Origin of the sequence: Pseudomonas sp. EpS/L25 (assembly GCF_001512295.1) — a bacterium.
Classification (GTDB): Bacteria; Pseudomonadota; Gammaproteobacteria; order Pseudomonadales; family Pseudomonadaceae; genus Chryseomonas.
Map to the genome: position 1 here is coordinate 255,943 of NZ_LNUP01000016.1, position 23,102 is coordinate 279,044.

Below are 23,102 nucleotides of genomic sequence, written 5' to 3' on the forward strand. Positions count from 1 at the left end.
GCCAGGCAGCGTGTCGTGTCGCGGTGGTCTGGACTTCCGAATGCTTTAGCAGAGCCATCCAGCAGGCGGATGGGTCCGTCACGGCGCCTCCGGCAACCCGAGATAACGCGGCAGCAGCACCCGAATGCGGGTGCCCTGCCCGGTCACGGGGTCGGTAGGGCTATCGATCATTATCTGACCATAATGCTCTTCTACGATGGAATAGACCAGCGCCAAGCCAAGCCCCGTCCCCTTGCCCGGGTCCTTGGTGGTGAAGAAGGGTTCGAACAGCCGGCTGACGATGGCCTTGGGGATGCCACTGCCCTCGTCCTCGACGCTCAAGGTGATGGTCTGGCCCTGGGCTTCGCTGCGTACCCGGATCGGCGCGCCGGGCGGTGAGGCGTCGCGGGCGTTGGACAGCAGGTTGATCATCACCTGCACCAGGCGTTGCGGGTCGCCCTGCACGAAGTGGTCGGGATCGCAGAGATTGAAGAAGTCCACATCCACGCTCTGGCGGTTCAGCGAGAGCAGGGCGATGGCTTCCTGGGCCGCCTCGGCCACGCACACCGGCTCATGGGCCTGCTGGCGCCCGCCGGCATGGGCGAAGCTCATCAGCGACTGGACGATGCGGGTGATGCGGCGGGTCTGCTCGATGATCTGGCTGCTGATCTCGTCGATCTCTTCATCCGCCTCGCGCTCCTCGCGCAGATTCTGCGCCAGGCAGGCGATACCGGTGACGGGGTTGCCGATCTCGTGGGCCACGCCCGCGGCCAACCGGCCGATGGAGGCCAGGCGCTCGGAGTGGATCAGGCGGTCTTCCAGCAACTGGGTCTCGCTGATGTCCTCCACCACCAGCACCGTACCGCTGCTGCCCACCGCCAGGGGTTCGTCGATGGTCGCCTTGTGCAGGTTGAGCCAGCGCTGTTCGTGTTCCTGGGGCAGGCGCTGCTTATAGAGGTGCTGCTGCGCCGGTTCGGCGAGGAAGCGCTCGAACAGGTCCTGCCAGGGATCGGGCAGGGCGTTGAGCCGTGAGCCCACCACCCGGGCGCCATCGATGCCGGTGAGTTCTTCCATGGCGCGGTTCCACATCAGGATCTCGCGATCCCGGGCCAGGGAGCAGACGCCCATGGGCAGCTCCTGCAGGGTCTGGCGGTGATAGCGGCGCAGGGCGTCCAGCTCGGCGGCAAGGCCCGTCAGGCGTGACTGATAGTCTTCCAGGCGGTTCTCGATGAAGTGGATGTCTTCGGTGGCATAGGCTTCGCTTTCCGCCTTGAACGGCAGGAAGGTCTCGACGATGTCCTGGGCCACCCGCGGCCCCATGAGGCCGGACAGGTTGGCCTCGATGCGATCGCGCAACCGGCGCAGGGCATAGGGGCGGCGCTCGTCGTAGGGCAGCAGCAGGTCGGCCAGGGCGCGCTCGACCTCCTTCTGCGCGGTCTTGGCGCCCAGCGGCTTGGCCAACTGGGCGGCGAAGTCCTGGGGCGAGCCGGCGGCCAGTTCGCGGCGCTGTGGACGGCGGACGTTGTCCACCGCACAGGCCTCGGCGGCGCTCTTCTCTTCCTCGCTGGCCTCGGTGAACAGCGAGACCAGGGCGAACACCAGGACGTTGACGGTCAGGGAGGCGACCGCTGCCAGGTGCCAGTTGCTGGCGCTGATGCGATAGCTGAAGACGCCGATGTGCAGCGGATTGATGTCGGCCACCAGCGGCATGAGCATGCTCAGGAACCATAGGCCCAGGCCGCACAGCAGGCCGGCGATGAAGCCCTTGCGGTTGGCCGTCTGCCAGTAGAGCACCGACAGCGCCCCGGGCAGGAACTGCACGGTGGCCACGAAGGAGACGATGCCCAGGCTGGAGAGGTCGCCATGGCCCTGGAGCAGGCGATAGAAGCCATAGCTGCCGAGGATGATGGCGGCGATCAGCATGCGCCGGGTCATGCGCAGCCAGCGATAGATGTTGCCGTCGGTGGGCGGCTGGTAGAGCGGCAGCACGATGTGATTGAGCAGCATGCCCGACAGCGCCATGGTCACCACGATGATCAGGCCACTGGCCGCCGACAGCCCGCCGACGAAGGCCACCAGTGCCAGCAGCGGATTGTCCAGCGCCAGGCCCACGCCCAGGGTGAAGTACTCCGGTGGCGTCGGCGAACCCAGCGCCAGGCCGCCCCAGAGAATCGGCGGCACCGCCAGGCTGATCAGCAGCAGGAACAGCGGCAGACCCCAGCTGGCGCTGACCAGCGCCTGGGGGCTGAGGTTCTCGGTGAAGGCCATGTGGTACATGTGCGGGGTGACGATGGCCGCCGCGAAGAACACCAGCAGCAGGATCCGCCAGGGGCCTTCCTGCAGCGGGGTGTGCAGGGTGGAGAGGGCGCTCTGGTTCTGCTGTAGCCAGGTCTCCAGACCGTTGGGCCCGCCAAACACCGTGTAGAGGGTAACGCCGCCGACGATGCCCAGGGCCAGCAGCTTGACCAGGGACTCGAAGGCGATGGCCACCACCAGGCCTTCATGGCGTTCCTTGGAATTGATCTGGCGGGCACCGAAGAGCATGGCGAACAGGGTGATCAGCAGGCAGAAGCCCAGCGCCGGGGCGTCCTGGGCGCGGGCCTGCACCAGGATGCCGGTGCTGGTGGCCACCGCCTGGATCTGCAGCGCCAGGAGCGGCAGCACGGCGATCAGCATGCCCAGGCTGGTCAGGGCACCGGCCCAGGTGCTGCGGAAACGGAAGGCGAAGAGATCGGCCAGGGACGCCAGCTGATAGGCGCGGGTCAGCCGCAGGATGGGGTAGAGCAGCACCGGCGCGAGCAGGAAGGCGCCGCACAGGCCCAGGTAGTAGGCGAGAAAGCCGTAGCCGTAGTCGTAGGCCAGGCCGACGGTGCCATAGAAGGCCCAGGCGCTGGCATAGACCCCCAGCGACAGGGTGTAGATCAGCGGGTGGCGCACCAGGCGGCGCGGTACCCAGCCCTTCTCGGTCATCCAGGCGACGCCGAAGAAGATCAGCAGGTAGCCGGCGCTGATCAGCACCAGCTGGGACAGACTAAAGCTCGTCGGCATCGCGCTGGCTCTGCAGGATGAAGGTCACCACGATGAGGATGAGCCACAGCAGGTAGGGGCGATACCAGGCGCCGCTGGGGGCGATCCACCAATCCATGATGGCGGGGGAGAACAGGTAGATGCCTACCACGAGGAGCAGGACCAGCCGATAGATGTACATGCGCGCTTCCCGAACGGCGATGGCGCCATGGTAAAGCAAAAGCGCTGTACCCCGGAGCGCGACGGTTCTACGGTGAAGGGACGTTCCCGTCTGGAGACCGCTGATGACCCTACCCCGGCTCGCGGCCGTATTGGAAACCGCGCTCTATGTAGCCGATCTGGCGCGCGCCCGGCAGTTCTACGAAGAGACGTTGGGACTGGTCCCGATGTTCATCGACGGACGCCTGGCCGCCTATGCGGTAGGCGCCAGCGTGCTGCTGCTGTTCCAGCGGGGCAGCACCGAACAGGGGGGCGAGCTACCTGGCGGGCGCATTCCGCCCCATGGCGCCAGTGGCCGCCAGCACCTTGCCTTGGCGATCACGGCCGCCGAACTGGACGCCTGGGTGGCCCACCTGGAGGTTGCCGGGATAGCCATCGAGGAGCGCACCCAGTGGCCGCGTGGCGCGGTCAGCCTGTATTTCCGTGATCCGGATGGGCACCTGCTGGAGCTCGCCACGCCTGGGCTGTGGCCCAATTACTGAGCCGGTAGCTGGGCCTCGGCCAGATGACGCACCCGTGGAATCCGCGCGGCATCCCAATGGGCGACGCCCCAGGCCAGCACCTGGGCGGGCGTTTCCTGGGCCAGGTCCGTCGCGACGGGCTGGCCGAGGGTACGCAGGGCGCGCACCAACAGGGCCCCGGCCTGCTCGGGGGGCAGCGGAGGGGAGCGATAACGCTTACCCAGCTTATGGCCGTCGGGCTGGATCAGCAGGGGGACGTGCAGATAGCGCGGCGCCGGATGGCCGAGCAGTTCCTGCAGATAGAGCTGGCGCGGCGTGGAGTCCAGCAGGTCGGCGCCCCGCACCACGTCGGTCATGCCCTGCAGGGCGTCGTCCATGACCACCGCCAATTGATAGGCGATCAGGCCGTCACGGCGCTGGATGACGAAGTCGCCCACGTCGTTACCCAGGTGCTGGCGGAACTCGCCCTGCACCCGGTCGACGAAGCGATACTCCAGTTCCGGTACGCGGATGCGGATGGCGGCGTCTTCGCTGGGCAGGCCGCGGTTACGGCAGTAGCCAGGATAGAGGCCGCCGCTGCCTTCGAGCTGCTTGCGCGAGCAATCGCAGGCGTAGGCCAGGCCACTGGCCAGCCACTGCCCGATGACCGCGCGATAGGCATCCAGGCGTTCGCTCTGGCGCAGCACCGGGCCGTCCCATTCGAAGCCGTAGGCTTCCAGGGTCTGGAGGATGGCCGCCTGGGCACCGGGCACCTCGCGGGGTGGGTCCAGGTCTTCCATGCGCACCAGCCAACGGCCACTGGCAGCGCGGGCATCCAGGTAGGAGGCGAGGGCAGCCACCAGCGAGCCGAAATGCAGGTAGCCACTGGGGGTGGGGGCGAAACGGCCGACATAGGGGCGCCTGGACATAGCTCATCCTGTGAATGTCGGATAGAACAAAGGGCGCCGTAGCGCCCTCGTCGAAGAAACAGTAGGACTCAGGTCCCGGTCTGCTTTTCGCGGATCTCGGCCAGCGTCTTGCAATCGATGCACAGGCTGGCGGTAGGCCGGGCTTCCAGGCGGCGGATACCGATTTCCACGCCGCAAGAGTCGCACCAGCCGTACTCGTTGTCTTCGATAAGCTGCAGGGTTTCGTCGATCTTCTTGATCAGCTTGCGCTCGCGGTCGCGGGCGCGCAGTTCCAGGCTGAATTCCTCTTCCTGGGTAGCGCGATCGGCCGGATCGGCGAAGTTGGCTGCTTCTTCCTTCATGTGGTGCACGGTGCGGTCGACTTCCTCGCGCAGTTCCTGCTTCCACTTGTTCAGGATGGCGGTGAAGTGGGCGCGCATACGCTCACTCATGTATTCCTCGCCCTTGGTGGGCTCATAGGGTTCGTAGCCACGGGCCAGATGATTGTTCTGCTGATTTGCTTCGCTGGGCATGATTGACCCTCTCACTTTCGCTGATCCTGTCCACAGGCTGGATGCGTCTCCAGGCCTCTCCATGATGGAACGCCCGGGGGCTGGGGCTGCCAACGGCGTTCCGCGCATTGCCGACGCCAGGCTGAATATGTTCTCGACTGGCCAGTCGCCCTGCGGATGCAAGCCGGCGAACTTACCAGAAGCTTCCAGGGGGCGCTACTACCGGCCTCCCGCTCCGTGCTGACGCGGCGGGTGCCGGTCTGCGAAGCCTTGGTTAGAATCCCGCCTTCGCCACAAGTTCGGACCTCGTCCATGTCCAATTCCTACAGCGCGCGCAGCCAGGCCATCCAGCCCTTCCACGTCATGGCTCTGCTGGAGCGTGCCAACCAGCTCCAGGCCGCCGGTCACGACGTCATCCACCTGGAGATCGGCGAACCCGACTTCACCACTGCCGCGCCGGTGGTCGCCGCCGGTCAGGCCGCCTTGGCCGCCGGCCAGACCCGCTACACTGCGGCCCGCGGTCTACCGGAGTTGCGTCGCGCCATCGCCTCCTTCTATGGCGAGCGCCATGGCGTCGACCTCGACCCGGAGCGGGTGCTGGTCACCCCCGGCGGCTCCGGTGCCTTGCTGCTGGCCAGCGCCCTGCTGGTCGATCCCGGGCGTCACTGGCTGCTGGCCGATCCGGGCTATCCCTGCAATCGGCACTTCCTGCGGCTGGTGGAGGGCGCGGCTCAACTGATCCCGGTCGGTGCCGATAGCCGCTATCAGCTCACCCCCGAACTGGTCGAGCGTCATTGGCAGCCGGACAGTGTCGGCGCCCTGGTGGCCTCGCCGGCCAACCCCACCGGGACCCTGCTCGACCGCGACGAACTCGCCGCGCTGTCGGCCAGCCTCCAGGCGCGCGGTGGGCATCTGGTGGTGGACGAGATCTACCACGGCCTGACCTATGGCCTGGACGCGCCCAGCGTGCTGGAAGTGGACGACGCGGCCTTCGTGCTCAACAGCTTCTCCAAGTACTTCGGCATGACCGGCTGGCGACTCGGCTGGCTGGTGGCGCCGCGCGCCGCCGTGCCGGAGCTGGAAAAGCTGGCGCAGAATCTCTACATCAGCGCTTCCACCGTCGCCCAGCAGGCCGCCCTGGCCTGTTTCACCCCAGAGGCCATGGCCATCTTCGAGGAGCGGCGCGCCGAATTCGCCCGCCGCCGCGACTACCTGCTGCCGGCGCTGCGTGGGCTCGGCTTCAGGATCGCCGTCGAGCCCCAGGGCGCCTTCTATCTCTATGCCGACATCTCCGCCTTCGGTGGCGATGCCTATGCCTTCTGTCAGTTCCTGCTGGAGACCGAGCACGTGGCCATCACCCCCGGCCTGGACTTCGGTCGCCATCGCGCCGATACCCATGTGCGCTTCGCCTACACCCAGTCGCTGCCGCGTCTGGAGGAGGCCGTCGCGCGTATCGCCCAGGGCCTGCAGCGCTGGAGCGCCCGGTGAGATTCGAGCCGCCCCTGGAAGAAGGCCGCCTGCTGCGTCGCTACAAGAGATTTCTCGCCGACATCGAGACCGCCAGCGGTGAGGTGCTGACCCTGCACTGCCCCAACACTGGTTCCATGCTCAACTGCCAGCCCGCTGGAGCCAGGGTCTGGTTCAGCCGGGCCAGCGGACCCAAGCGCAAGCTGCCGGGCACCTGGGAATTGGTCGAGACGGATCACGGGCGCCTGGCCTGCATCAATACCGCCCGCGCCAATCGCCTGGTCGAGGAAGCCCTGCTGGCCGGCGGCATCCCCGAGCTGGCGGGCTTCACCAGCCTGCGGCGGGAAGTAGCCTACGGCCTGGAAAACAGTCGTGCCGACTTCCGCCTGGAGTATCCCGCAGGGCCGCTCTACCTGGAGGTGAAGAGCGTCACCCTGGGCTTCGCCGACACCGCTATCGCTGCCTTCCCCGATGCGGTCACCACCCGCGGTGCCCGGCACCTGCGCGAGCTGGCGGCCCTGGCCGCGGCCGGCGAGCGGGCGGTGCTGCTCTATTGCGTGCTGCTCGACGGCATTGAAGCAGTGCGCCCGGCGGCCGAGATCGATGCCGCCTATGCCCTGGCCCTGGCCGAGGCCCGCCGGCAGGGCGTGCAGGTGCTGGCCTATGGTGCGCAGCTCTCGCCTGCGGGTCTGCAATTGGCACGACCGCTGCGCCTCGCTGACTGACCAGTCACAGAAAGCTGATCGCCCAGACAGGATCTGGCAGGCGCCTTGCTTACGGATTTCGCCCATCGATCGCCGCAATCGGCGATCCTGCTGAGGAGTCCGTCGATGATCTCTGTGTTGGGCATGCTGTTGCTGGTGGCGATCGCCATCCTCTTCTCCCGTCAGCGACGCGCCATCCGGCCGCGTACCGTGATCGCGGCCTTCCTGTTGCAAGCCGGTCTCGGCCTGTTCGTGCTCTATATCCCCTGGGGCCAGCAGGTGCTCGGCAGCGTGTCCGGAGCCGTCTCTTCGCTACAGCTCTATGCCGACAAGGGCATCGAGTTCCTCTTCGGTGGTCTCGCCGGGCCCAAGATGTTCGAGTACTTCGGTAACGGCGGCTTCGTCTTCGCCGTGCGGGTGCTGCCCCTGATCGTCTTCTTCGGCAGCCTGATCGCGGTGCTCTACTACCTGGGCATCATGGGCTGGATCATTCGTTTGGTGGGCGGCGCGCTGCACGCCCTGCTCGGCACCAGCCGGGTGGAGTCCACCACGGTCACCGCCACGCTGTTCCTCGGGCAGTCGGAAATGCCCCTGGTGGTACGGCCCTTCATCGCCGATCTCACCCGTTCGGAGCTGTTCGCCATCATGGTCGGCGGTTTCGCCGCGGTGGCCGGCTCGGTGCTGCTGGGCTATGCCGGCATGGGGGTGGAGCTGAAATACCTGATCGCCGCCAGCTTCATGGCCGCGCCAGGCGGCCTGCTGATGGCCAAGCTGATGGAGCCGGAGACCGAGCAACCACGCGACCAAGCCATGAAGACCCTGGGGGAGGGCGAGGAACGGCCGACCAATGTCATCGACGCGGCAGCGGAAGGCGCCCAGGTCGGCTTGCGCATCGCCCTGGCGGTCGGTGCCATGCTGCTGGCCTTCATCGCCCTGATCGCCCTGCTCAACGGCATCCTCGGCTGGTGCGGCGCCTGGTTCGGCATGCCGCAGCTGAGCATGCAACTGGTACTCGGCTATCTGCTGGCGCCGGTGGCCTTCCTCATCGGCGTGCCTTGGAGCGAGGCGGTGCAGGCGGGCGGTTTCATCGGCCAGAAGCTGGTGCTCAACGAATTCGTCGCCTATGCCGACCTTTCGACCTACCTGGACCCGATCAAGTCGGCAGCGGCTGGCGTCCAGCCGCTGTCGGCGCATACCCAGGTGATCGTCACCTTCGCCCTGTGTGGCTTCGCCAATCTCTCCTCCATCGCCATCCAGCTCGGCGGCCTGGGCGGTATCGCCCCCCAGCGCCGTCACGAACTGGCCCAGCTGGGTCTGCGCGCCATGCTCGGCGGCACCCTGGCCAACCTGATGAGCGCGGCCCTGGCCGGCTTCTTCATCGGCCTCTAGGTCGATGTCGGTTGGACCGTTCGGTCCACTTTATGGTGCACAGCGGCGCTGAATGCGCCAAAACGTAACAGCGGATGACCGTGGCGCGCTCCCGCGTTGCCGCCGCGAGCCATCCGCCGGCTTCTCAAGGTCTTGGTTCGGGAACTTCTCATGACGCCGTTCAGCCTCCGTCGCGCTTCCTTCAGCGCACTACCGCTCCTGTTCTGCTGCAGTGCTCCGCTGTTTGCCGCTCCAGCGCTCGATACCGACAGTGCCCAGGGTGAGACCGCCAGTCCCGCCGCGCAACAGACGGAAAATCGCTCGCCTTATCTGTCGTCCTGGTACAACCAGGATCTGACCCTGATCGGCAGCAAGGACATCAGCTTCGGCCCGCAACCCGTGGACGACGTCTATCTGGAGTACGAGTACTTCGGCCGCAAGGGGCCCTTCGAGCTCTACGGCTACATCGACGTGCCAAGGGTGCTCGGCATCGGCAACAGCCACGACTCCGGCGTCTGGGATCGCGGTTCGCCCCTGTTCATGGAGCACGAGCCGCGCATTTCCCTCGATCAGGTACTGGGACACTCGCTGGCCTTCGGGCCGTTCAAGGAGTGGTACCTGGCCTTCGACTGGATCTACGATCACGGCAGCAGCCAGGCCAGCCGGCAGAACACTCTCTACGCCGGCTTCGGTACCGACATCGAGACCCATACCCCGGTGCTGCTGTCCGCCAACCTGTACGGCCGCCGCCAGTGGGAAAACTATGGCGCCGCCAACGAGGATTCCTGGGACGGCTATCGGGCGCAGCTCAAGTACATCTGGCCGCTGGCCAAGTTCGATAACGGTGCCTCCCTGACCTACGTCGGCTTCACCAACTTCGATGTCGGCTCGAAGCTGGGCGACGAGCCGGGCCGCACGGCCAATGCCACCGTGTCCACCAACGTGCTGCTGTATGCCTTCACCCACCTGCGTTTCATGTTCGCCGCGCGCCACTTCCACAATGGCGGCAACTGGCGCGACGGCACCGAGCTGAACTTCGGCGAGGGCTCCTTCGAGGGTCGCTCCAACGGCTGGGGCTACTATGTGGGGGTGGGCTATCAATTCTGATCTGGAGACCGTCATGAGCACCAACTTGCCTGCGCACCTGACCGCGCTGCTTCCGGAAGCGGTTGCCGCTGCCTCGCGCGCCTATTGCCCGCACTCCGAGTTTCCCGTGGGCGCTGCCCTGCTGACCGCCGAGGGCGAGATCGTCCATGGCTGCAACGTGGAAAACATCTCCTACGGGCTGACCAACTGCGCCGAGCGTAGCGCCCTGTTCGCCGCCATCAGCCAGGGCCTGCCGCCGCGCAGCTTCACCGCTATGGCCATCCATGCGCCGGGCGTGCCCCTGATCAGCCCCTGCGGCGCCTGTCGCCAGGTGCTGCTGGAGCTGATGGCGCCCGATGCCACCATCGTCTGCAGCGGCAGCGAGCCGGATCTGACTCGCACCTGGACCCTGGCCGAACTGCTGCCCGGCGCCTTCGACGACTTCTAAGGAGTTCGCCCCATGTGGCTCGCCCAGGAAGTGATTCGTCAGAAGCGCGACGGCCGGGAACTGTCTGCAGCGGACCTGCAGCGCTTCGTTCGCGGTATCGCCGACGACAGCCTCAGCGAGGGCCAGATCGCTGCCTTCGCCATGGCCACCCTGCTGCGCGGCATGACCGCCGCCGAACGCACCGCCCTGACCCTGGCCATGCGCGACAGCGGCCAAGTGCTGCACTGGGACCTGCCGGGCCCGGTGGTGGACAAGCATTCCACCGGCGGCGTGGGCGATCTCACCAGCCTGGTGCTGGCGCCCCTGCTCGCCGCCTGCGGCTGCCATGTACCCATGATCTCCGGGCGCGGCCTGGGCCACACCGGCGGCACCCTGGACAAGCTGGAGAGCATTCCGGGCTATCTCATCCGCCCGGGGCTGGCGCGCTTTCGCCAGGTGGTGGCCGAGGTGGGCTGCGCCATCGTCGGCCCCAATGCCGATCTGGCGCCGGCCGATCGCCGGCTCTATGCCATCCGCGACGTCACGGCCACCGTGGAATCCGTCGACCTGATCACCGCCTCCATCCTGGCGAAGAAACTCGCTGCCGGCTTGGACGTGCTGGTCATGGACGTCAAGACCGGCGGCGGTGCCTTCATGGCCGAGGCGGAGGCGGCGCAACGCCTGGCCGATAGCATCGTCCAGGTCGCCGAGGCGGCGGGCGTGCGCACTCGCGCCCTGGTCACCGACATGGACCAGCCCCTGGCACGCAGTGCCGGCAATGCCCTGGAAGTGGAGGAGGCCATCGCCCTGCTGGCCGGGGAGGTGCGCAGCGAACGACTCTGGCAGGTGATTCAGGCCCTGGCCGAGGAGACGCTGCAACTGGCCGGACTGGCAAGGGATGCCGCCACCGCCGAGCGCCTGGTGCTGGAGGCCTGGCAGAGCGGCGCCGCCCTGGCGCGTTTCGCCGCGATGAACCTGGCCCTGGGCGGCCCGTCCGACTTGACCGAGCGGCCCTGGCAGCATCTGCCCCGGGCTCAAGAGGTACGCGCCGTCCATCCGGCACGCCCGGGCTGGGTGCAGCAGGTCGATACCCGCGCCCTTGGCTTGCTGGTCGTCGAGCTGGGTGGCGGGCGGCAACGTCCGGAAGATGAAGTAGATCCCGCGGTGGGCCTGGCCGGCCTGGCGCTGCCAGGTGAGCGGGTGGACGAAAATCGGCCCCTGGGCCTGATTCATGCCCGTGACGCTGACAGTGCAGCGCGAGCTGCCCGGCAGTTGCAGGCGGCCTATGTCTTGGGGGAAGAGCGACCGGCTGATCCGGTGCCGGCCTTGCTGGATCGGCGCTAGCGCCAAATTTCAGGCAAAAAAAAGACCCGGCAGAGCCGGGTCCAAAACCGTGATTAGCCTGATGAGGAGATAACCCGAAAGACCAACTGCTGGACCTTCAGTTATCGACCGGTCTCGCGACCGGCTGAGTTGAATAATAACAATTCTCATTCCATCGTCAAGCGTATTCGAGAATATTTCTTAATTACTTTCGGCGGGTCGCTCCGGGATGCCCCGCAGGCGGGTCACTTCCTTGTTCAGCGAGTCGATATGGCGTGCCATGTTCTCGATCAGGCTGTGGGCGATACGTGGGGTGGTCTCCATCAGCGAGACGAACTGATCCTGCGGGATCACCAGCACCGTACAGGCGGTCCTGGCGATCACGCTGGCGGTACGCGGCGTATGGGTGAAGACCGCCAGGGCGCCGACGATCTCGTCCTGGCACACCTCGCCCACCTTGCAGCCATCGACCCAGGCCTCGGCGTGGCCTTCGGTGATGACGAAGACGTGCTCGGCGGTATCGCCCTGGCGGATGATCTCGTCGCCGGCCGCATAGCGACGGAAGCCCGTCGCCGGTTGGGTCACCGGTGGCTTGAGGCGGATCAGCGCCTGGGCGAGCAGCGCCTGTTGGCCCAGCAGATAGCGCAGCAGGGCATCGCGTTGGGCTGGGGTGGCGGTCGCCGCGGCCAGGAAGGCTTCGCGACCATAGGGCTGGATCAGCACCTCGGCTTCGCTCTCGTAATCGAGGCGCGGCAGGTCGAGCGTCCGGCCCAGGCCGATCAGGTCGCCCTCGTCGAGCTGGAACAGCGCCCGCTGATCCAGCACCACCCGCAAGGGGCCCTGCTGGATCAGGTAGACCTCGTCGTCACGCATCCAGTCCTGCGACAGCGCTGCCGGACTCAACGTCAAAGGCGGCCGGCTCGGCGTCACGCCACTGAGCAGTTGCGCGGGAATGGCCTGCAGCGACTGGCGCAACTGATCGACATAGGGAGGCTGATCGCCGATGAGGTACATGGTGCCAATTCCTTCTTGTTACGCAAAGGTTGTGACGTGGGTCGCACGATAAGCCGCCCGTCGGCCATCGTAAATCCGCAACTCTACGCGCTGTGACAGAACGCTTGTTCTGCCACCCCAGAGGTTGCGCTCAGGCCTGACTGCGACCCAGGCGACGACTGATCCGAGCCGGCAAGGCCTCCAGCTGCCCGGCCCGACCCAGTTCCACGACCAGGGCGAGATCCTGCTCGGCAGGCGTCAGCCTGTCCTGCGCCTGGCGCTGCGCCGCGACCACGGCGAGGGTGGCCTCGGACGGATCGGTACCCGCGGCCTGGCGCTCCTGCAGCCAGCGGGCGATGAGTTCGTCGTCCGCCTGGCAGTCGATGATCAGCAGGGGCGCCGCCTGGGCTTCGGCCAGGGTCTGGGCGGCCTGGCGCTGGTCCTGCTTGAGGTAGGTGGCGTCGAGTACTAGCGGATAGCCGGCGGCCAGCACCTGGGCGCCGAGTTCGTGCAGGCGGGCGTAGGTGGCCTCGCCGGCCGCGGCGCTGTAGCGCGTGGCCTCGTCGCTGTCGGCATAGAGCCGCTGGCGCTCGACGTCGGATCTCAGGCGAATGGCGCCGAGCGCCTCCACCAGCGCCAGGGCCACGGTGCTCTTGCCGATGCCCGACACGCCATGCATCACCGCCACGAACGGCTGGGGCACCCGAGTGTAGCCTTCGGCCAGCGTGGTGTAGCTGCGATAGCCGGCGAGGATCTCGGCGCGCAGCTCCGCATTCTCGGCCTGGCTGAGGCGGAATAGCGCGATCTTGGCGCGCACCATGGCGCGATAGGCCTTGTAGAAGTCCAGTAGGGCCAGCCCCTGGTAGTCGCCGGTCGCCTCGAAATAGGCATTGACGAATCTGTTGCTCAGCGCCCCAAGGCCGCGGTCCTCCAGGTCCATGGCCAGGAAGCCGGCGTCGCCCAGGGTATCGGTCAGGCGGAAGGGCTCGTTGAATTCGATGCAGTCGAACAGCACCACCTCGCCATCGAGCAGGGTGGCGTTGGCCAGGTGGATGTCGCCATGGCATTCGCGGATGTAGCCCTCGCGGCACCGCGCCTCGAACAGCGGTAGCAGACGGGCGTAGCTGGCCTCGGCCCAGGCTTCGAGCTGGTCGAGCTGCTGGAGATCAGCCGCCTCGCTGAGCATGGCGCGGATCTGCTCGAAATTCTGCCGTACCGGCGCCATGGCGGCATCCGGGGTGCACAGCGGATGCTCGGTCGCCACCTGGGGGGCTGCCAGGTGGAAGCGGGCGATCTGTGCGGCCAGGGCGTCGATGTGCGCCTCGGTCAGTTCGCCGCGCTGCTGCACTTCGCTGAGCAGCTGGCTTTGGGGAAATTCCCGCATGCGCAGGGCGTATTCGATCACCGGACCGTCGCCACCCAGTCGGGGGGTGCTCTCGCTGCCGGTGATGGCCACCACGTCCTGATAGAGACCCTGCGTCAGGCGCTGGTTGAGCCGTAGCTCCTCGCGGCAGAAATGGCCCCTGGCCTCCAGTTCGGTGAAATCGAGAAAGCCGAAATTCACCGGCTTCTTGATCTTGTAGGCGACTTCTCCCGTCAGCACGACCCAGGAAATATGGGTTTCGACGACCCGAAACGCCGACGTCGGGTGGGGATAGAGCGCCGGATTCTGCAGGGCGGAAATCAGTAGTTGGCTCACGGGCGATCCTTAATAGAAATGGATGCCGGCATTATCCCTGCCAGGGCTCCCCACGCAAGCCGCGCGCCCTTCATGGAGGCCATGAACGATAGCTGACGAAGCATCGGTCGACCGGTGCCGAGCGCCGGGCAACCTGCGTATAATCCGCCGCCATGAAGCGACCCCGATCCTCCCGTTCCCGCAAGCGCAAGACCTTCGACTGGCGCCGTCTCTCTGGCTGGGCAATCAAGCTCGGCCTGGTCGCGCTGGTTGGCCTGGCCGGCCTGTGCATCTATCTCGATGCCGTGGTCCAGGAAAAATTCTCCGGCAAGCGCTGGACCATCCCGGCCAAGGTCTATGCCCGGCCGCTGGAATTGTTCAATGGCGTCAAGCTCAGCCGCGACGACTTCCTCACCGAACTCGATGCCCTCGGCTATCGCCGTGAGAAGACCGTGGACGGTCCCGGCAGCGTCGCCGTGGGCGCCTCCACGGTCGACCTGAATACCCGTGGCTTCCAGTTCTACGAGGGCGTCGAGCCGGCCCGGGCGATCCGCGTGCGCTTCGCCGGCGGCACCGTGTCTGGCGTCAGTGCCCTGGATGGCAGCAACCTCGCCGTAGCCCGCCTCGAGCCCTTGATGATCGGCGGCATCTACCCCGCGCATAACGAAGACCGCATCCTGATCAAGCTGGACCAGGCGCCGCCGCACCTGGTCGATGGCCTGGTGGCGGTGGAGGACCGCGAGTTCTGGCATCACCATGGCGTCTCGCCCAAGTCCATCGCCCGCGCCGTCTGGGTCAACGCCACCAGCGGCCAGGTCCGCCAGGGCGGCAGCACCCTGACCCAGCAGCTGGTGAAGAACTTCTACCTCACCAACGAGCGCAGCATCACCCGCAAGGGCACCGAAGCGCTCATGGCGCTGCTGCTGGAGCTGCACTACAGCAAGCAGGAAATCCTCGAGGCCTACCTCAACGAGGTCTTCCTCGGTCAAGACGGCTCCCGCGCCATCCACGGTTTCGGCCTGGCCGCCCAGTACTTCTTCGGCCAGCCTTTCAGTGAACTGAAACTGCACCAGGTGGCCCTGCTGGTCGGCCTGGTGAAAGGCCCCTCCTACTACAATCCGCGGCGCTATCCCGAGCGGGCGCTGGCGCGCCGCAACCTGGTGCTCGACCTCATGGCCGAGCAGGGCGTGGTCAGTGCCACCGAAGCCGAGGCCGCCAAGGCCCGGCCGCTGGGCATCACCAAGGCCGGCAGCCTGACCAACAGCTCCTTCCCGGCATTCGTCGACCTGGTCAAGCGCCAGCTCAAGCAGGATTACCGCGACGAAGACCTCACCGAGGAAGGCCTGCGCATCTTCACCAGCTTCGATCCCATCCTGCAGACCAAGGCCGAGGCCGCCATGGCCGAGGCCCTGAAGCGCATCGATGGCCGCAAGGGCGCGGAGAACGTCGAGTCGGCCATGGTGGTGACCAACCCGGAAACCGGCGAGGTCCAGGCCCTGCTGGGCGGTCGCGATCCGCGCTTCGCCGGCTACAACCGTGCCCTCGATGCGGTGCGCCAGGTCGGCTCGCTGATCAAGCCGGCGGTCTACCTCACCGCCCTTGAGCGTCCCAGCAAGTACACCCTGACCACCCTGATCCAGGACGAACCCTTCTCGGTCAAGGGTGCCGACGGCCAGGTCTGGCGACCGCAGAACTACGAGCACAAGGCCCACGGCACCATCTTCCTCTACCAGGGGCTGGCGCACTCCTACAACCTGTCCACCGCGCGCCTGGGTCTCGACCTGGGCGTGCCCGAGGTGCTCAAGACCGTCCAGCGCCTGGGCGTGAGTCGCGCCCTGCCGCCTTACCCGGCGACCCTGCTCGGCGCCGGCGCCCTGACGCCCATGGAAGTGGCGACCATGTACCAGACACTGGCCAACGGCGGCTTCAACACCCCGTTGCGCAGCATCCGCAGCGTGCTCGACGCCAACGGCGAGCCGCTCAAGCGCTATCCCTTCCAGATCGAGCAGCGCTTCGATACCGGTGCCATCTACCTGGTGCAGTACGCCATGCAGCGCGTCATGCGCGAGGGTACCGGGCGCTCGGTCTACAACCAGATTCCCACCAGCGTGAACCTGGCGGGCAAGACCGGTACCACCAACGACTCCCGCGACAGCTGGTTCTCCGGCTTCAGCCAGGACCTGCTGGCGGTGGTCTGGCTGGGGCGCGACGACAACGGCAAGACGCCCCTGACCGGCGCGACCGGTGCCCTGCAGGTGTGGAGCAACTTCATGCGCCGCGCCGATCCGGTCTCGCTGGACATGCCCGTGCCCGACAACGTGGTCCAGGCCTGGGTGGATGCCACTACCGGTCGCGGTACCGACCCCTCGTGTCCCAATGCCGTGCAGATGCCTTATATTCGCGGCAGTGAGCCGCCGCCGGGGGCCTCCTGTGGTGCGCCGGCCGCACCCGCCGCCGGGCAGGGCGGCAACGGCGGCAATCCGGTCATGGATTGGGTCAAGGGTTGGTTGAATTGAGAGGTCGCAAGGTGACGAAAGCAGTCTGGCCGGTGATGATCGCCGGCGTTCTTCTCGCCGGTTGCGCCACGCCGCAGCGTGGCGCCATTCCCGTGGTCGACTCCGGTGGCCCTGTCTCCAATGGCGAACTCTATCGCCAGGGCAACAACCGGCCCATGCCGGTCCAGCGCCAGGCGCCGGTCGCCGCCGCGCCCAGTGCGCCGGCCGACTCCGGGGTGACTGTCATGGTGCCAAGTGGCAGTTCCGCACCCCTGGAGACTTACGCCGCACCGGCCGCCTCCGCGCCGCTGATCACCTCGTCCAGTCCCAGCGCGCCTGCCGCCCAGGCACCGGCGCAGCCCAGCTATTCCCAGCCGGTCTATCCGCCGGCCAACCAGACCGGCTACGGCGCCGCCAGCAGTGCCCCTTCGGGCATTCCGTCCGCAGGCGCCGCCACCAGCGGTGGCCTGGCCGCTGACGAACAGCTGGACGGCCCGGTCCTGGCGCTGCTGACCACGGCGCAGCAACAGCAGGGCGGCGGAGACCTCAACGGTGCGTCGTCCAGCCTGGAGCGTGCCCAGCGTATCGCCCCGCGCGAACCCCAGGTGCTCTACCGCCTGGCCCAGGTCCGCCTGGCGCAGAACGATCCCGCCCAGGGTGAGCAGCTGGCCCGCCGTGCCCTGACCTACGCCAACGGTCGTCCGGCGCTGCAGGCCAGCCTCTGGCAACTCATCGCCCAGGCGCGCGAAGCCCAGGGCGATGCCGCCGGCGCTGCCCTGGCCCGGCAAAAGGCCCAGGTGGGTACTTGATGGACGAGCGCCTACCCGCTTTAGCCGATCAGCTGCTGCAGATCGAACGCGAACTTCGCCTGCTCGGCTGGTGGTCGGCGCTATCCCCCAGTGTCGAGGCCCTGGCCAGCCAGGAGCCCTTCTGCGTCGACACCCTGAGCTTCGCCCAGTGGCTCCAGTGGATTTTCCTGCCGCGGATGAAGCTGATCATCGAAAGCGATGGTGCTCTGCCGGTACGCTCGGGTATCCGGCCGATGGCCGAGGTCGTCTACCAGGGCGACCTCGATCCCGTGCTGCCCCTGCTGGCCTCCCTGGCCGAATTCGATCGGCTCATCGAAAGCGCCTGAGTCACTTGCCGCAATTCTGCTCGATGGACAGCTGGATCTCCGCGGCCCGCTGCTCGCGCTCTTCCTCGGTCAGGCGGCGGGTCTCGCCCCGGCCCGACTGCACCAGGACGCGGGGATTGTTACGCAGCTGCGCCAGATTCTGGCGTGACTGGTCGCAGTACGCCTGAACCTTGGCCTGGTCCTCGCGCACCTGCGCCTTCACCTTGCGCTCGAGTTCCTGCTGCTGGGCGTCGTTGGAGACCGACGGCTGCTGGACGCCGTTGGGCAGCTTGTAGGTGGGCGCGCTGCCACTGCCGTTGATCTGTGGTGCCACCTTCACGTCCACCTCATTGGCCTTCTGGCCCTCGGGCGGCTGAGCACTGAAGTGGGTAACGCCCTTGTCGTCGGTCCACTTGTAGACCTGGGCGGCCTGGGCGGACAGGCTGCAGACGAAGGCCAGGGCGGGAAGCCAGAAGATCGAGCGCATGGGAATCCTATGGGCGGAAGGGCAAGGCTTCACTATAAGAGTTGGCGCCGACCATTTCACCAGGGCCGACCACCGGCGGCCGATTGTGTGCAACCACACCTTTCGGCTTGACTTGCGCCGGTCGAATGCGAACAATCCAAAGTTCGCTGTAGCGAATCGGCCCAAAGCTGACTCCTCGGCAGACCATGAGGTGCCTACCCGCGCCGCCACAGTCAAATACCCTGCACCGCGTTACCTCGCGTCGGGTGGAAGCTCCAGCATTCATCGGAATCTTCCAACAAGGCTTTCTAGGCAGCTGAATCGTCGGTGATCACCGTCGCCCGTGCTCTGCCTTGCAGTCAACCGAACCTTGAACGTCCCAGATGGGCGTTCGCCACGCGTGGAATGAGGTGATACGTGGAGCTATTAACTGGCGCTGAGATGGTCGTCCGCTTCTTGCGCGACGAGGGCGTGAAACACATCTACGGGTACCCGGGCGGTGCCCTGCTGCACATCTACGACGCCCTGTTCAAGGAACCGGCGCTCAACCACATCCTGGTTCGTCACGAACAAGCCGCCACCCACATGGCCGACGGCTACGCCCGCGCCACCGGCAAGGCCGGCGTGGTCCTGGTGACCTCCGGTCCCGGTGCGACCAATGCCATCACCGGCATCGCCACCGCCTACATGGACTCCATCCCCATGGTGGTCCTGTCCGGCCAGGTGCCGAGCAACATGGTCGGCACCGATGCCTTCCAGGAAACCGACATGGTCGGTATCTCCCGGCCGATCGTGAAGCACAGCTTCATCATCAAGCACCCCTCCGAGATCCCCGAAGTCCTCAAGAAGGCCTTCTACCTCGCCGAGTCCGGTCGTCCCGGCCCGGTGGTGGTGGATATCCCCAAGGACATGGGCGATCCGACCAAGAAATACGAATACGTCTATCCGAAGAAGATCAAGCTGCGCTCCTACAATCCGGCGCAGCGCGGTCACTCAGGCCAGATCCGCAAGGCAGTGGAAATGCTGGTTGCGGCCAAGCGGCCGATCCTCTACGCGGGTGGCGGCGTCATCCTCGGCGGTGCCTCCGGTGCCCTCACCGAGCTGGCGCGCCTGCTCAACCTGCCGGTCACCAATACCCTGATGGGGCTGGGTAGCTATCCTGGCAGCGATCGCCAGTTTCTCGGCATGCTCGGCATGCACGGCAGCTACCCGGCCAACCTGGCCATGCACCACAGTGACGTCATCCTCGCCGTCGGTGCCCGTTTCGATGACCGCGTGATCAACGGTGCCAAGCGCTTCTGCCCCAACGCCAAGATCATCCACGTCGACATCGATCCGGCCTCCATCTCCAAGACCATCAAGGCCGACGTACCCATCGTCGGTCCGGTCGACAGCGTTCTCGCCGAGATGGTCACCGTCGTCCGCGAACTCAACGAGAAGCCCCACGCCGAGAGCCAGGCCACCTGGTGGAAGCAGATCGAGGAATGGCGCGGCAGCCGTGGCCTGTTCCCCTACAACAAGGGCGACGGCAGCATCATCAAGCCGCAGACCGTCATCGAGACGCTCTACGATGTCACCGGTGGGGATGCCTACGTCACCTCCGATGTCGGCCAGCACCAGATGTTCGCCGCCCAGTACTACCTGTACGACAAGCCCAATCGCTGGATCAACTCCGGCGGTCTCGGCACCATGGGTTTCGGCTTCCCGGCGGCCATGGGCGTCAAGCTCAACTTCCCCGATGCCGACGTCGCCTGCGTCACCGGCGAAGGCAGTGTGCAGATGAACATCCAGGAGCTCTCCACCTGCATGCAGTACGACCTGCCGGTGAAGATCGTCTGCCTCAACAACGGTGCCCTGGGCATGGTCCGCCAATGGCAGGACATGCAGTACAGCAGCCGCTACTCCCACTCCTACATGGAATCCCTGCCGGACTTCGTCAAGCTGGCCGAGGCCTATGGCCACGTCGGCATGCGCATCCAGCGTCTGGAAGACCTCAAGCCGATGATGGCCGAAGCCTTCGCCATGAAGGACCGCCTGGTCTTCCTCGACATCGCCGTGGACAACACCGAGCACGTCTACCCGATGCAGATCAAGGATGGCGCGATGCGCGACATGTGGCTGAGCAAGACGGAGCGGACCTGACCATGAGACACATCATCTCCCTGCTGCTGGAAAACGAGCCCGGTGCCCTGTCCCGCGTGGTCGGCCTGTTTTCCCAGCGCAACTACAACATCGAAAGCCTCACGGTCGCCGCGACCGAGGACCCGACCCTGTCGCGCCTGACCCTGACCACCATCGGCCAGGAAGAGACGGTCGAGCAGATCACCAAGAACCTCAACAAGCTCATCGAGGTGGTGAAGCTGGTCAACCTGTCCGAGAGCGCCCACATCGAGCGCGAACTCCTGCTGATCAAGGTCAAGGCCACCGGTGCCCAGCGCGCCGAGGTCAAGCGCACCACCGACATCTTCCGTGGCCAGATCGTCGATGTCGGCAGCAGCGTGTATACCATTCAGCTGGCGGGCACCAGCGAGAAGATCGACAGCTTCATCCAGGCGATCGGCGCCGCGTCCATCCTCGAGGTGGTGCGTAGCGGCGTGACCGGAATATCCCGTGGCGACAAAGCCCTGAGCATCTGATACCCCCTTTTCCAGGAGAACCTGCAATGCGCGTTTACTACGACAAAGACTGTGACCTTTCCATCATCCAGGGCAAGAAGGTCGCCATCATCGGCTACGGCTCCCAGGGCCATGCCCACGCCTGCAACCTGAAGGACTCCGGCGTCGACGTCGTCGTCGGTCTGCGCAGTGGCTCGGCCACCGTGGCCAAGGCCGAGGCCCATGGTCTGACCGTCAAGCCGGTCAAGGACGCCGTCGCCTCCGCCGACGTGGTCATGATCCTGACCCCCGACGAATTCCAGTCCAAGCTGTACAAGGACGAGATCGAGCCGAACCTGAAGCAGGGCGCCACCCTGGCCTTCGCTCACGGTTTTGCCATCCATTACAACCAGGTCGTACCCCGTGCCGATCTGGACGTCATCATGATCGCCCCCAAGGCCCCGGGTCACACCGTGCGTTCCGAGTTCGTCAAGGGCGGCGGCATCCCTGACCTGGTCGCCGTCCACCAGGACGCTTCCGGCAATGCCAAGAACGTCGCCCTGTCCTACGCCTGTGGCGTCGGCGGCGGCCGTACCGGCATCATCGAGACCACCTTCAAGGACGAGACCGAAACCGACCTGTTCGGCGAGCAGGCCGTGCTGTGCGGTGGCGCGGTCGAGCTGGTCAAGGCCGGTTTCGAAACCCTGGTCGAAGCCGGCTACGCGCCGGAAATGGCCTACTTCGAGTGCCTGCACGAACTCAAGCTGATCGTCGACCTCATGTACGAAGGCGGCATCGCCAACATGAACTACTCGATCTCCAACAATGCCGAGTACGGCGAGTACGTGACCGGCCCCGAGGTGATCAACGCCGAGTCCCGCGCCGCCATGAAGAATGCGCTCAAGCGCATCCAGAACGGCGAATACGCCAAGATGTTCGTGGCCGAGGGCGCGTCCAACTACGCCTCCATGACCGCCTACCGTCGCAACAACGCGGCTCACCCGATCGAGCAGGTCGGCGAGAAGCTGCGTGCCATGATGCCCTGGATCGCGTCGAACAAGATCGTCGACAAGACCAAGAACTGATCGGGCAGGGCGTCAGCCCTGTAACGAACGGTAAAGACGCGGCCTCGGCCGCGTTTTTTATTGCACTGCCCACGACCCCGGCAATGCCTTAGCATGGGAGGTTAGGCTGAACCCTGTGCGCATGGGGTCAGTCCAATCCGTCAGGTAATGCCCAAGGAAAATCCATGAGCGAGCGTCCCGAAGAAACCCCGTCCCCTTCCACCACCGACGGCCTCATTCCCGTGGATGAGCACATCGAGGAAACCCAGGACGCCCAGGGGCGCAAGATCAGACGCCGTGGCGTATACCTGTTGCCCAACCTGTTCACCACCGCGGCGCTCTTCGCCGGCCTCTATTCCATCATCAAGGGCGTCGCTGCCCAGACCGCCTTCACCCAGGGGCAATACGACGTCGCCTCCGCTGGCTTCTCGGCCGCCGCCGCGGCGATCTTCATCGCCATGGTGCTAGATGGCCTGGACGGTCGCGTCGCCCGCATGACCAATACCCAGAGTGCCTTCGGCGAACAATACGATTCCTTGTCCGACATGGTCGCCTTCGGTGTCGCTCCGGCGATCCTGGCCTACCAATGGGCACTCAGCGGCCTGGGCAATGTCGGCTGGGCCGTCGCCTTCATCTATGTAGCCGGCGCGGCCTTGCGCCTGGCGCGCTTCAACACCCAGATCGGCTCGGTGGACAAGCGCTACTTCATCGGCCTGGCCAGCCCCTCGGCTGCCGCCCTGGTGGCCGGTACCGTCTGGTGCTTCAGTGACTTCGGCATCCTCGGCTCCAAGCTCTCCTTCCTAGTTGCCCTCATGGTGGCTGCCGCCGGCATGCTCATGGTCAGCAACTTCAAGTACTGGAGCTTCAAGACCCTGGGTCTGAAAGGGCGGGTACCCTTCGTGGTCATCCTGGTCGCCGTGCTGGTCTTCGCCGTGGTCTTCACCGATCCACCGCGCGTCTTGCTGCTGGGCTTCCTGGCCTATGCCGTCTCCGGTCCCCTCATGACGCTCTGGCGCGGCCGTCGTACCGGTCGGGCCTGAGTCTCCAGAGAAGGGGCTGCGCAAGCAGCCCCTTCTTTTTTGCCTTTTTGAAAAATAACCTGTTGACCTGCTCCGAAACTCCCCTATAATGCGCCCCACTTCCGGCGCAGACGCTGAAGCGGCTTGAAAATCAAGCACTTAGGTCTGGGTCGGGCGAGGGCTCCACGGAGTCCTCGCGGCTGGGTCAACGCCTTCGGG

The 23,102-nt window shown here is 66.0% G+C and carries 21 protein-coding genes; 14 read left to right on the forward strand and 7 right to left on the reverse strand.

Going from position 1 to position 23,102, the window contains the following annotated elements:
* Positions 1-78 precede the first annotated feature (78 nt).
* Complete coding sequence (locus AR540_RS21630) at positions 79-3,027, reverse strand: sensor histidine kinase (protein ID WP_059232000.1); 2,949 nt, start codon at positions 3,025-3,027, stop codon at positions 79-81.
* Positions 3,011-3,187, reverse strand: coding sequence for a hypothetical protein (locus AR540_RS25565; RefSeq protein WP_007159707.1), 177 nt, complete (start codon positions 3,185-3,187; stop codon positions 3,011-3,013). The genes AR540_RS21630 and AR540_RS25565 overlap by 17 nt, the downstream gene beginning before the upstream one ends.
* Positions 3,188-3,290: 103 nt before the next feature.
* Here AR540_RS25565 and AR540_RS21640 point away from each other — a divergent pair, with 103 nt between their 5' ends.
* The gene (locus AR540_RS21640) at positions 3,291-3,707 is read left to right on the forward strand and encodes a VOC family protein (RefSeq protein ID WP_059232002.1); all 417 of its coding nucleotides are present in this window, start codon (positions 3,291-3,293) and stop codon (positions 3,705-3,707) included.
* Here AR540_RS21640 and gluQRS read toward each other — a convergent pair.
* Positions 3,701-4,594, reverse strand: a complete 894-nt coding sequence (gluQRS, locus tag AR540_RS21645) for a tRNA glutamyl-Q(34) synthetase GluQRS (protein ID WP_059232004.1) — start codon at positions 4,592-4,594, stop codon at positions 3,701-3,703. The two genes, AR540_RS21640 and gluQRS, sit on opposite strands and share 7 nt — an antisense overlap.
* A gap of 68 nt (positions 4,595-4,662) precedes the next feature.
* On the reverse strand, positions 4,663-5,106 hold the full coding sequence (dksA, locus tag AR540_RS21650) for an RNA polymerase-binding protein DksA (protein WP_058763290.1): 444 nt from the start codon (positions 5,104-5,106) through the stop codon (positions 4,663-4,665).
* Between the two features lie 291 nt (positions 5,107-5,397).
* On the opposite strand from dksA, the gene AR540_RS21655 reads away from it, so the two are divergent.
* From AR540_RS21655 to deoA, 6 genes are all read left to right on the forward strand, one after another.
* Positions 5,398-6,573, forward strand: coding sequence for a pyridoxal phosphate-dependent aminotransferase (locus tag AR540_RS21655; protein WP_059232006.1), 1,176 nt, complete (start codon positions 5,398-5,400; stop codon positions 6,571-6,573).
* Positions 6,570-7,277: a DNA/RNA nuclease SfsA gene (gene sfsA / locus AR540_RS21660; RefSeq protein ID WP_059232008.1), complete on the forward strand. Its 708-nt coding sequence runs from the start codon at positions 6,570-6,572 to the stop codon at positions 7,275-7,277. Before AR540_RS21655 ends, sfsA begins: the two co-directional genes overlap by 4 nt.
* Positions 7,278-7,382: 105 nt before the next feature.
* A complete protein-coding gene (locus AR540_RS21665; protein WP_059232009.1) occupies positions 7,383-8,645 on the forward strand; it encodes a NupC/NupG family nucleoside CNT transporter in 1,263 nt (420 codons plus the stop codon).
* Between the two features lie 150 nt (positions 8,646-8,795).
* Positions 8,796-9,731, forward strand: a complete 936-nt coding sequence (locus AR540_RS21670; protein WP_059232011.1) for a nucleoside-specific channel-forming protein Tsx — start codon at positions 8,796-8,798, stop codon at positions 9,729-9,731.
* Between the two features lie 13 nt (positions 9,732-9,744).
* A complete protein-coding gene (locus AR540_RS21675) occupies positions 9,745-10,158 on the forward strand; it encodes a cytidine deaminase (protein WP_059232013.1) in 414 nt (137 codons plus the stop codon).
* Between the two features lie 12 nt (positions 10,159-10,170).
* Positions 10,171-11,481 carry a thymidine phosphorylase gene (deoA, locus tag AR540_RS21680; protein WP_059232015.1) on the forward strand — a complete coding sequence of 437 codons (1,311 nt, stop codon included), beginning with the start codon at positions 10,171-10,173 and terminating at the stop codon, positions 11,479-11,481.
* 180 nt (positions 11,482-11,661) lie between these two features.
* On the opposite strand, the gene AR540_RS21685 is transcribed toward deoA, so the two are convergent.
* A complete protein-coding gene (locus AR540_RS21685) occupies positions 11,662-12,474 on the reverse strand; it encodes a cyclic nucleotide-binding domain-containing protein (RefSeq protein ID WP_059232017.1) in 813 nt (270 codons plus the stop codon).
* Between the two features lie 130 nt (positions 12,475-12,604).
* The gene (locus tag AR540_RS21690; RefSeq protein WP_059232019.1) at positions 12,605-14,152 is read right to left on the reverse strand and encodes a bifunctional aminoglycoside phosphotransferase/ATP-binding protein; all 1,548 of its coding nucleotides are present in this window, start codon (positions 14,150-14,152) and stop codon (positions 12,605-12,607) included.
* A gap of 152 nt (positions 14,153-14,304) precedes the next feature.
* Here AR540_RS21690 and mrcB point away from each other — a divergent pair, with 152 nt between their 5' ends.
* The 3 genes from mrcB to AR540_RS21705 are packed head-to-tail and all read left to right on the forward strand — an operon-like array spanning position 14,305 to position 17,761.
* A complete protein-coding gene (mrcB, locus tag AR540_RS21695; protein ID WP_059232021.1) occupies positions 14,305-16,647 on the forward strand; it encodes a penicillin-binding protein 1B in 2,343 nt (780 codons plus the stop codon).
* 35 nt (positions 16,648-16,682) lie between these two features.
* A complete protein-coding gene (locus AR540_RS21700) occupies positions 16,683-17,435 on the forward strand; it encodes a tetratricopeptide repeat protein (RefSeq protein WP_059232022.1) in 753 nt (250 codons plus the stop codon).
* Complete coding sequence (locus AR540_RS21705; protein WP_059232024.1) at positions 17,435-17,761, forward strand: YqcC family protein; 327 nt, start codon at positions 17,435-17,437, stop codon at positions 17,759-17,761. Before AR540_RS21700 ends, AR540_RS21705 begins: the two co-directional genes overlap by 1 nt.
* 1 nt (position 17,762) lies before the next feature.
* Here the strand turns inward: AR540_RS21705 and AR540_RS21710 are convergent, their stop codons facing one another.
* On the reverse strand, positions 17,763-18,227 hold the full coding sequence (locus tag AR540_RS21710) for a DUF4124 domain-containing protein (protein ID WP_059232026.1): 465 nt from the start codon (positions 18,225-18,227) through the stop codon (positions 17,763-17,765).
* Positions 18,228-18,623: 396 nt separating this feature from the next.
* Here AR540_RS21710 and AR540_RS21715 point away from each other — a divergent pair, with 396 nt between their 5' ends.
* From AR540_RS21715 to pssA, 4 genes are all read left to right on the forward strand, one after another.
* The gene (locus AR540_RS21715) at positions 18,624-20,348 is read left to right on the forward strand and encodes an acetolactate synthase 3 large subunit (RefSeq protein ID WP_059232029.1); all 1,725 of its coding nucleotides are present in this window, start codon (positions 18,624-18,626) and stop codon (positions 20,346-20,348) included.
* 2 nt (positions 20,349-20,350) lie between these two features.
* Positions 20,351-20,842 carry an acetolactate synthase small subunit gene (gene ilvN, locus AR540_RS21720; RefSeq protein ID WP_007159690.1) on the forward strand — a complete coding sequence of 164 codons (492 nt, stop codon included), beginning with the start codon at positions 20,351-20,353 and terminating at the stop codon, positions 20,840-20,842.
* 26 nt (positions 20,843-20,868) lie between these two features.
* On the forward strand, positions 20,869-21,885 hold the full coding sequence (gene ilvC, locus AR540_RS21725; RefSeq protein ID WP_007159689.1) for a ketol-acid reductoisomerase: 1,017 nt from the start codon (positions 20,869-20,871) through the stop codon (positions 21,883-21,885).
* Positions 21,886-22,049: 164 nt separating this feature from the next.
* On the forward strand, positions 22,050-22,904 hold the full coding sequence (gene pssA / locus AR540_RS21730; RefSeq protein WP_059232031.1) for a CDP-diacylglycerol--serine O-phosphatidyltransferase: 855 nt from the start codon (positions 22,050-22,052) through the stop codon (positions 22,902-22,904).
* Positions 22,905-23,102: the final 198 nt, after the last annotated feature.